The organism is Hydrogenivirga sp., assembly GCF_056450045.1.
Map to the genome: position 1 here is coordinate 1 of NZ_JBWONM010000062.1, position 9,015 is coordinate 9,015.

The 9,015-nt window shown below is 52.5% G+C and carries 8 protein-coding genes, 1 tRNA gene and 1 other RNA gene; 3 read left to right on the plus strand and 7 right to left on the minus strand.

Going from position 1 to position 9,015, the window contains the following annotated elements; genetic code table 11:
- Positions 1 to 433: DUF2203 family protein (locus AC1HCM_RS02435; protein ID WP_479460187.1), on the plus strand; the 433-nt coding region annotated here is incomplete at its 5' end.
- Here the strand turns inward: AC1HCM_RS02435 and AC1HCM_RS02440 are convergent.
- The 7 genes from AC1HCM_RS02440 to pheT all read right to left on the minus strand — a co-directional run bounded on the left by AC1HCM_RS02440 (position 400) and on the right by pheT (position 7,634).
- Positions 400 to 2,031: a transglycosylase SLT domain-containing protein gene (locus AC1HCM_RS02440; protein ID WP_479460188.1), complete on the minus strand. Its 1,632-nt coding sequence runs from the start codon at positions 2,029 to 2,031 to the stop codon at positions 400 to 402. The two genes, AC1HCM_RS02435 and AC1HCM_RS02440, sit on opposite strands and share 34 nt — an antisense overlap.
- The gene (locus tag AC1HCM_RS02445) at positions 2,028 to 2,807 is read right to left on the minus strand and encodes a TIGR00282 family metallophosphoesterase (protein WP_479460189.1); all 780 of its coding nucleotides are present in this window, start codon (positions 2,805 to 2,807) and stop codon (positions 2,028 to 2,030) included. Before AC1HCM_RS02445 ends, AC1HCM_RS02440 begins: the two co-directional genes overlap by 4 nt.
- A gap of 8 nt (positions 2,808 to 2,815) precedes the next feature.
- A tRNA-Leu gene (locus AC1HCM_RS02450) sits at positions 2,816 to 2,902 on the minus strand.
- An 8-nt stretch (positions 2,903 to 2,910) separates the two neighbouring features.
- Positions 2,911 to 4,560: a ribonuclease Y gene (gene rny, locus AC1HCM_RS02455; RefSeq protein WP_479460190.1), complete on the minus strand. Its 1,650-nt coding sequence runs from the start codon at positions 4,558 to 4,560 to the stop codon at positions 2,911 to 2,913.
- Entirely contained in the window at positions 4,548 to 5,108 is a 561-nt protein-coding gene (locus AC1HCM_RS02460) for a 5-formyltetrahydrofolate cyclo-ligase (protein WP_479460191.1), read from the minus strand. The genes rny and AC1HCM_RS02460 overlap by 13 nt, the downstream gene beginning before the upstream one ends.
- Positions 5,109 to 5,150: 42 nt before the next feature.
- Positions 5,151 to 5,314: non-coding RNA, 6S RNA (gene ssrS, locus AC1HCM_RS02465), on the minus strand.
- Position 5,315: 1 nt separating this feature from the next.
- Complete coding sequence (gene pheT, locus AC1HCM_RS02470; RefSeq protein ID WP_479460192.1) at positions 5,316 to 7,634, minus strand: phenylalanine--tRNA ligase subunit beta; 2,319 nt, start codon at positions 7,632 to 7,634, stop codon at positions 5,316 to 5,318.
- Between the two features lie 158 nt (positions 7,635 to 7,792).
- Between pheT and AC1HCM_RS02475 the strand changes: the two genes are divergently transcribed.
- Positions 7,793 to 8,542 (plus strand): carboxypeptidase regulatory-like domain-containing protein, encoded by a 750-nt coding sequence (locus AC1HCM_RS02475; RefSeq protein WP_479460193.1) that lies wholly within the window; start codon positions 7,793 to 7,795, stop codon positions 8,540 to 8,542.
- Positions 8,543 to 8,552: 10 nt separating this feature from the next.
- Positions 8,553 to 9,015, plus strand: a 463-nt coding sequence (locus AC1HCM_RS02480; protein ID WP_479460194.1) for a cytochrome-c peroxidase, incomplete at its 3' end; no start/stop codon positions are given.

The window sequence follows — 9,015 nt, forward strand, 5'->3', positions numbered from 1 at the left end:
GATTGACAAGGGAGAGGAGCACAGCATATTAAAAGACATGAAGGTTTTTACCCTTGAAGAGGCAAGGAGCTTGCTGATAAAGATAAAGCCCATCGTTGAGGACATAAACCTCAAGAAGGAAGAGCTCTACGAGATTTACTCCCGCCTTGAAGACGAGCAGGACGACCTTGAGAAGATGTACTACCAGACAAAGGTTAAGGAGCTTGAGAGCCTGATAAAGCAAGGCTTCCTCAGGATTGAGGAACTCGGTGGAGTCATAAAGGGGGTTGACCCCATCCTCGTTGACTTCCTCTCCTACCACCAGGGCAGGTACATATGGCTCTGCTGGAAGGAAGATGAGGAAACGATAATGTTCTGGCACGAGCTAAAGGACGGGTTTGCTGGACGCAAACCCGTGGATTACTTGGAAGACTCTGAAAGCTTCTCCCTGTAGATGTAGTAAAACCAGAGAACCCTCTTGACGTACTTCCTCGTCTCCTCGTAGGGTATTGTCTCTATAAATAGGAAGTCGTCTTCATAATCCTTCCAGCGCTTTACCGCTCCCTGACCGGCGTTGTAGGATGCTACAGCCCTCAAGAGGTCTCCCTTCCAGAAGTCAAGAAGAAACCTGAGGTAGGCTGTTCCCAAGAAGATGTTTGTCTCAATATCAAAGATGTCATCGTAGTTGTAGCCTATTCTGTCAGCCTTCCACTCGGCGGTTCTGTCAAGGAGCTGCATGAGTCCCTTAGCTTTTGACCTTGAGAGAGCATAGGGGTCAAAGAGGCTCTCCTGCCTCATGACTGCGTATATCAGAGCCGGCTCAACCCCGAACCTCTCGGAGGCTCTCCTTACGACAACCGAAAAGGGGGTGGGGAAGGCTAAGGCTCTGTAAATCTCTGAGTTAGCTCCGTAGGTTCTTGCAGCAACCTTTATGGCGGTATAGGGGTCAAAGCTGAGCAGGAAGAAGAGGTCCTCGGGGGTAAGCCCCTGAGCCCTCTGGAAGGCTTCAAGCCTCATGTAGTGTAGAAAGCCAAGCCTGTATATACCAAATAGCCTCCTTCCAAGGGTTGCTTCCCCTTCGGGCGGGGTGTAGTTTACGGGTTCGTAAACCCTCTTGCCAAGGAGCCTCCTCGCCACGGCGGAGTAAAAGCCAGCAAGCTCCGAAGCCTCCATAAGATAGTGCCGGGCTAAGTCCCGAGCTCCGAGCTCGTAAAGGGTCTTGAACTTCCAGAAGCTTGCCTGAGCCCTCTCAATGTTCCCCCTTGCGTACCTCTGAGCTTCAGAGAACTCCTCGTAGGCGAGCATGTACCTATTCCTCATGAAGTCTATCAAGCCCATGTAAAACAGGGGCTCAAAACCACCTCCAGAGAGGAGCAGGAACCTGCGCGCCCTGAGGGGCTCTCCCTTTCCCAAGAGGTGCTTTGCGTACCTGAGGTACAGGGTAGGGTCCTTCCTACTTCTGAGGAACTCCTCCGTCTCTTTGTAATCGCCGAGCCTGAGATAAGACAGAAGGGCGTAAATCCCAGCCCTTGAGCCCTCACACTTCCTGAGAACCTGAGAGCTCTCCCCGTACCTCTTTAGCCTGAACAGGGCTATCCCCCTGTAGAGGCAGTCTTTGGAGAACTTCAGAACCTCTTCATACTTACCCTCTCTTAAGAGCCTATCAAGGACCCTCTTTCTCTCCTCATCGCTCAGGACCACCTTCCCGTGAAGGTCAACGGCGTGCTCGGGAAACCTCAGAAGCAGTTTCTTTGGCTCAAGACCGAGCTCTCTCCACAGCTTGGCGACCTTCTCCCCGTAATCGTCCCTGACATTGTCAAGCTCAACCTCCTGAAGGATTGTCCTCGCCCTTTTAGGCTCTCCCCTTTCAAGCAGGAGCTGTGCAACCTCAACTCTGAGCTCATCTTCAAAGACAGCCTCCGGGTAGTTCTCAAGAAGGAAGAGTCCTACGCTCAGGTCCCTTTTGTCCCTGAACTTCTTCAAGAGGCTGTACTCAGCAGGGTACTGTGAGAAGGATATACCGACCAGGAAGAGGAGCAGGAAGGCTATCACCTTATCAGCTCCCTTACCCTCTCTATTGAGAGCGCTCTACCGCTCTTCTCATCTATATCAACAGCAACAGCATTAAAGACAACGTCCTCCTTCTCCTCCACCCTGAACCTCCTCGGAAGTCCGTAGAGGAACCTCTCCACAGGCTCTCTGTAGCTCATACCTATAACCGAGTACCAGGCTCCGGTCATACCAACATCGCTCACGTAAGCGGTTCCCTTCTTGAGGATGCACTCGTCCGCCGTCGGCACGTGGGTGTGGGTTCCGTAAACAAGGGAGGACCTGCCATCGGTATAGATGCCGAAAGCCCACTTCTCTGAGGTCGTCTCGGCGTGAAAGTCAACTATCACTATAGGAGTCTCCTTGGAGACCTTCTCGTAGATGGCATCAAAGACCCTGAAGGGGTTGTCTAAGTTCGGGTCAAGGAATATCCTCCCCATCAGGTTTATCACCGCGAACCTGACACCCCCTTTCTCGTAAATGCCAAAGCCCCTGCCGGGAACCCCTTCAGGGTAGTTTGCGGGACGGAGGAGCTCGGGGGCATGGTCCATGAACTCATAGACCTCCTTCTTATCCCAGATGTGGTTTCCTGAGGTAAAGACATCAATCCCATAGGACCTGAGTTCTTCATAGACCTTTCTCGTTATGCCAAAGCCACCGGCGGAGTTTTCAACGTTGGCTATCACAACATCGTAGTTGTCCCCCTCTCTCCTGAGGTAGTCTGCAACAGCCTTCCTGCCGGGCTTCCCTATTATGTCACCAATTATCAGAAATCTCATTCTCTTTATGGTGCGGGTGGAGGGAGTCGAACCCTCACGCCCTTGCGGGCACCGGATCCTGAGTCCGGCGCGTCTGCCAGTTCCGCCACACCCGCGTAGTTACTTATTTAGCATATTCTACATGCCTGAGCTCTCTTATGACAACCACCTTTATCTGTCCCGGATAGTCCATCTCCTCCTCTATCTTCTTAGCTATATCCCTTGAGAGCATGTAAGCCTCCTCATCGGATATCTCCTCGGGGTTTACTATTACCCTCACTTCCCTTCCAGCCTGAACCGCATAAGCGTTGGCAACTCCCTTGAAGGACTTGACTATCTCCTCCAGCTTCTCAAGCCTCTTGAGGTATGCCTCAAGGGTCTCTCTCCTCGCCCCGGGTCTCGCCGCGGAGAGGGCGTCCGCCGCACATACGAGGGCGACCTCAGGATACCTTACAGGCTCTTCCTCGTGGTGAGCCTTTATGGCATTTATGACCGCATCTGGTTCTCCGTACTTCTTGCAGAGCTCAACCCCTATGTCTGTGTGGGAGCCTCCAAGTTCGTGGGATACAGCCTTACCGATGTCGTGGAGAAGTCCTGCCCTCTTGGCAAGCTTGGCGTCAAGTCCAAGCTCCTCAGCCATAAGACCTGAGAGGTAGGCTACCTCCTTTGAGTGGAGGAGGACGTTCTGGGAGTAGCTCGTTCTGAAGTAAAGCTTTCCTATGTAGTAGTAGAGTCCCGGGTTTATGTCGTGGAGACCAAGCTCAAAGGCTGTTTCCTCACCCATCTTCCTTATCTTCTCGTCCATCTCCTTCTTTACCTCGTCCACAACCTCCTCTATCCTTGCGGGGTGAATCCTTCCGTCCTCTATAAGCCTCTCAAGAGCTTCCTTGGCTATCTCCCTTCTGAGGGGGTCAAAGGAGGATATGGTAACCACATCGGGCGTGTCGTCTATTATCAGGTCAACCCCCGTCAGGAGCTCAAAGGTCCTTATGTTCCTTCCCTCTCTGCCTATTATCCTTCCCTTAAACTCGTTGCTGGGGAGCTCTACGGATGTTGTGGTGTAGTTTATAGCTATCTGGGGAGATATCCTCTGAACGGCGGTTGTGACTATCCTCTTGGCTTCAAGCTCTGCCTTCTCCTTAGCCTCCTCCTCTATCCTCTTCATGAGCCTTACCGCTTCAAGCCTGCTCTCCTCTTCAACCCTCTTGAGAAGCTCCTCCTTAGCCTCTTCCACTGTAAGGGAGGCTATCCTCTGGAGCTCAAGGAGCTCCTGCTCCTTCATCTTCCTTATCTCCTCCTGCTCCTTGGCAAGCTCCTCTTCAAGGGAGAGTATCTCCTTCCTCCTCGCCTCAAGCTGTCTCTCAAACTCCCTTGCCTCCTTCTCTCTCCTGTATATTTCCTCTTCCCTTCTCTCTATCGTCTCCCACTTCCTCTCTAACTGCCTTTCCTTGGAATGGAGGTTCTCCTCAAGCTCTTTGAGCTCCCTTCTCTTTTCCTCCGCCTCCTTCCTTATCCTCTCAGCCTCCCTACGGGCTTCCTCTATTATCTGGCGTGCTTTCTGGTCCGCCTCCTTCAGGAGCTCAGAGGCTCTATCCTGAGCCTCCTTTACAAGCCTTATAGCTTCTTCCTCAGCCCTCTTTATCTCCCTCTCGGTATCAACAGCGGGCTGGGGCGGGAGCTGAGGCTGCTGTTTCTTTCCCCTCAGGAGAAGAAAGACAACTAAACTTCCGATCAATACTCCTACCGCTATAGCTATCAGCGTTATCGGTTCCATCTCATAACCTCCTTTTCTGTAATAAGAATGTCCACGGGCTTATCCCAAGGGTCTCGGGGGACCTTGGGAAGCACCTGAAAGGAGTAAGCCACGCCCACCACCGGACAGCTCACTCTTTCCAGGAGCCTGTCGTAGTAACCTTTTCCAAAGCCTATCCTGTAGCCCTCCCTGTCAAAGGCTATGCCCGGCACAACAGCTACATCAAGCTCCTCTGGATATATCTTCTTACCGTCGGTGGGTTCAGGTATGTTAAAAGTACCTGCCGATAGGCAGGTTGGGTTGTAAACCTCAATCAGCTCAAGTTCCTTACCCCTGACCCTTGGGAGGACCAATCCCTTACCCTGAGACAGGATGTCCTCAAAGAGCTGGCTGAGATCAGGCTCACCCTTAATAGGGCAGAAGAGTAAAACCTTCCTTGCTCTGACCAGCTCGGGCAGGGAGAGGAGCTTCTCCCTCAGGAAGCTATCAAGCTCATCCTTGAGTACTGAGGACAGGCTCTGTCTCCTGCTCAGGAGCTCCTTCCTTATCTCATCCTTGGTTACTACCAATCTCTTCCACCTCCTGTCTCCAGGAGGGGAAGGCAAGAGGTGTTATAACCCGCCCTGCCGTGACCTCAAGAGATCTCGTGGGCCTCCGCCAACCAGGTGGGTACCCTCTCGGAGAGCCCTGAAGGACATCCCCGAAGGCGGGTTCCCTTTAAGCCCACATGTAGGCCCCATTGATTATCCCCGGGCCACGCACAGGGCAGGAGGTTTCTATCTTATCTGCGCTCCCAGCTTACTTTTCAACCTCCTGACCAGTCCTTCAATCAACTCATTAACCTCCTCGCTGGAAAGGCTGCCGCTTAAACTTCTGAGAACGACTCTCACACCAACACTCTTCTTGCCTTCCCCTACCTTGTCGCCTGCATAAAGGTCAAACACCATAACATCTTCCACCTTACCATTTAGGTGAGATTTAATCTCATTTAATAATTTACTCACCGAAAGGCTTTTGTCCACAACAAGAGCTAAGTCTCTGATAACAGGCGGAAATCTTGACACAGCCTCGTAGTGGCTAAGCCTCCTCTTCAGCAACGGAGCAAGCCTCAGCTCGCACAGGTAAACGTCTTTTCTGAGCTCCAGCTCTGAGGCTATCTCAGGGTGAAGCTTCCCCATGAAGCCTACCTTCTCTCCCTCCAATAGGAGCTCTGCCTGAACGTAAGGGTGTAGAAAGGGAAGCTGAGAGAAGCATATCTGTGGCTCCGATCCGTAAATCCCGAATATACCCTGAACTATCTGGGAGAGCATGTAGTGATCCCACCTCTGGGAAGGGAACTCCCTGATGGCTCCCTTGACCAGAAGTCCAAGCCTGTCCTCCTCCCCCGACTCCAAGAAGACCCTTCCCAGCTCATAGATCGCCAGGTCATAGTTGTAGTGACTCTCGTTGAACTTTGCCGTTCTGAGCAAAGATGGAAGGAGGGAGCTCCTCATGTATTTCTGGGAGGGAACGAGGGGGTTGAGTATCTCCACAGGGGGCCTTTCAAGGGAGAGGAGCTCGTAAAGCTGGAGATCTTCGTAGGATATGTTCACAACCTCGCTGAGTCCCTTATCCCTGAGGTACTTCTTGAGTTCAAGGAGCTCATCCCTCCACAGCTTTCCAAGGGAGGGTAGCTTAAGGACCTCTGAGGTGTAGTGATCGTACCCCTTCACCCTCATTATCTCCTCAATAAGGTCCACATCCCTGTTGAGATCAAAGCTCCTGTGGGAGGGTATAAGAGCCTCTATGCCACACCTCTTTATCTCGTGGGGTATCTCCAAGGAGCTCAGTATCCTGCTCGCCTCATCGTTCTTGTAGCTCTCCCCTGCATACCTCATGAACTTCCCCATTGAGAGGAACACCTTCTTTGGCTCGTACCTCTTGAGGTAAAGGTCCCTAACAGCCTCAACCTCACCTCCCGCAACGCTGAGGATGAGCTCCACCGCAAGGTCCTGAGCCCTATCCACCCTCTCTATATCAACGTTCCTCTCAAACCGGTAACTGCTCTCGGTCTGAACTCCAAGGAGCTTTGAGCCCCTCCTTACCCTTGAGGGTGAGAAGTAGGCGGACTCAAGGAGGACATTCCTTGTAGCTGAGGTAACCCCGCTCTCAAGCCCACCTATTATGCCCGCAACCGCTATGGGTTTTATCTCATCAGCTATGATGAGGACTTCGGAGCTCAGCTCCCTCTCCTCCCCGTCAAGGGTCTTTATCCTCTCTCCCTTCCTGGCGCTCCTGACGTGCACACTTCCCTCAAGTCTGTCAAGGTCAAAGGCGTGGAGGGGCTGTCCCTCCTGAAGGAGAACGTAGTTGGTTATATCCACCACGTTGTTTATAGACTTAAAGCCAGCCTGCCAGAGCCTCCTCCTCATCCAGAGGGGAGAGGGACCCACAGATACACCCCTCAGAACGACCCCTCTGTACCTGTGGCAGTCCTCGTCCTCAACCGATATCTGGAGCGCTCCAAACTCCCCGTAGCTCTTTATAGAAGGCTCTCTTTTACTGAGCCCAAAGAGGGCTGAAAGCTCCCTCGCAAGACCTCTGACGCTGAGGACGTCTCCCCTGTTTGGGGTTATATCAAGCTCAAGGAGCTTCTCTCCAAAGCCAAGGAGTTCAGAGGCGTCCGTTCCCGGCTTTATGTCATCCCAAAGGGTCAGAACACCCTCCTGTCCATCCTCAACACCGAGCTCCTGGGCTGAGAGGAGCATACCTTCTGAGATAACCCCCTCAAAGTCCCTCTTGGTAATACACCTGTCGCCCACCTTGGAGTTCGGGAGGGCAACTATGACGCCAACACCCTCCTCAAGGCTGAGGTCGGCAGTCACAACCGTAAGGCTGAGAGAGTCTGCCACCTGAACCTTAAGGACCAAGAGGTCCTTTCTCTTGGGGTGCTTCCTTCTCTCAAGGACCTTCCCGAAAACGGCGCCGTCAAGCTCTATACCAAAGGTATCAACGGTAGCCTCAACGCTCCTCAGGGAGAGCCTGTCCGCTGCCTCCTCCGGAGATATGCCCTCCAAGTCCAGAAACTCCTCAAGCCATGAGTAGGGAATGCGCATAGCCTTGTTATTTTATCAGATAGAGGTACAGAGCTTATTGAGAAGTAGTATCAATTAGTAATTAATAAAGAAAACTTATCTCTGCTATAATTTATTTTTATTGCGAACTATTACTATATAAAGTGAGTTTACACACAAGGAAAGGAGGAGGGTGCGGAATGATAAAGGGTTTCTCAGCGGGAGTCGCTCTATCACTGCTTGTATCTGGAGCTGTGCTTTCCCAGGAAAGCCACTACAAGGTCAGGTACGTCAAGTACTTTGAGCCATCGGGGGTAGCCTTTGCAAAGGCTGGAGGCACAGGAACCTTAAGGGGAAAGGTGGTTTACGTTGGAAAGAGGAAGCTCAAAAACAGGAGAAAGCTCATAACAAAGGACAAGGAGGTCTGCGGGCGGGGTTACAAGATAGACAAGGTTTACGTTCTGTCCAAGGACGGAGGCGTTAAGAACGCCGTTGTGTTCGTGAAGGGTGCAGGAAAGCCGGCAAAGGAGAAGAAGATCCTCGTCCAGGAGAAGTGCGAGTTCCACCCGAGGGTCCTCTCTATGGGAGCAGGCTCAACCCTTGAGATAGTGAACAGGGACAACGTGAAGCACGAGGCTAACGGTGTTCAGGATTTTGAGACCATCTTCCAGCTGTCCCAGCCCAAGAAGGGGATGGTTGACAGGGTGAAGCTGGAAAAGCCCGGGGTGGTTGAGGTCACCTGCAACATTCACGGCTGGATGAAGGCGTGGGTCGTAGTGGCGGACAGCCCCTACCACGCTGTAAGCAACGAGAGAGGAGAGTTCGTAATTGAAGGTGTGCCTGCCGGTGAACACACGCTGATACTCTGGCACGAAGGCTTCGGTGAGAAGAGGATGAAGGTCAAGGTTGAGGAGGGAAAGGTTACAAACGTAACCTTTAAGCTCAGATAAGGAGGGGAATATGAAGAAGGCAATTCTTGGTGCGGTAACAGCTCTCCTTGCCCTTTCGGGAGCTGCGGACTCCGCAAAGAAGCCGGGGATAGCCCCGCTTCCCGACAAACCTCCGGAACCGAAGGACAACCCCACAACACCCGTAAAGGTTGAGCTGGGAAAGCTTCTGTACTTTGACCCGAGGCTTTCGGGCGACGGGAGCGTCTCCTGTGCTACATGCCACGACCCAAACCACGGGTGGGCTAAGAAGAGGGTGATGTCACCTGCATACCCGGAGAACAAGCACTTCAGGCACTCCCCTACGGTGCTCAACGTAGCCTACAACACCCTGATGTTCTGGGACGGTAGGGTGAAAACCCTTGAGGAGCAGGCATCAAAGCCGATAGCCTCTCCCTTTGAGATGAACATGAACTACGACCTGCTGGAGGAAAGGCTGAAGGCTATCCCCAAGTACAGAGAGCTCTTCAGAAAAG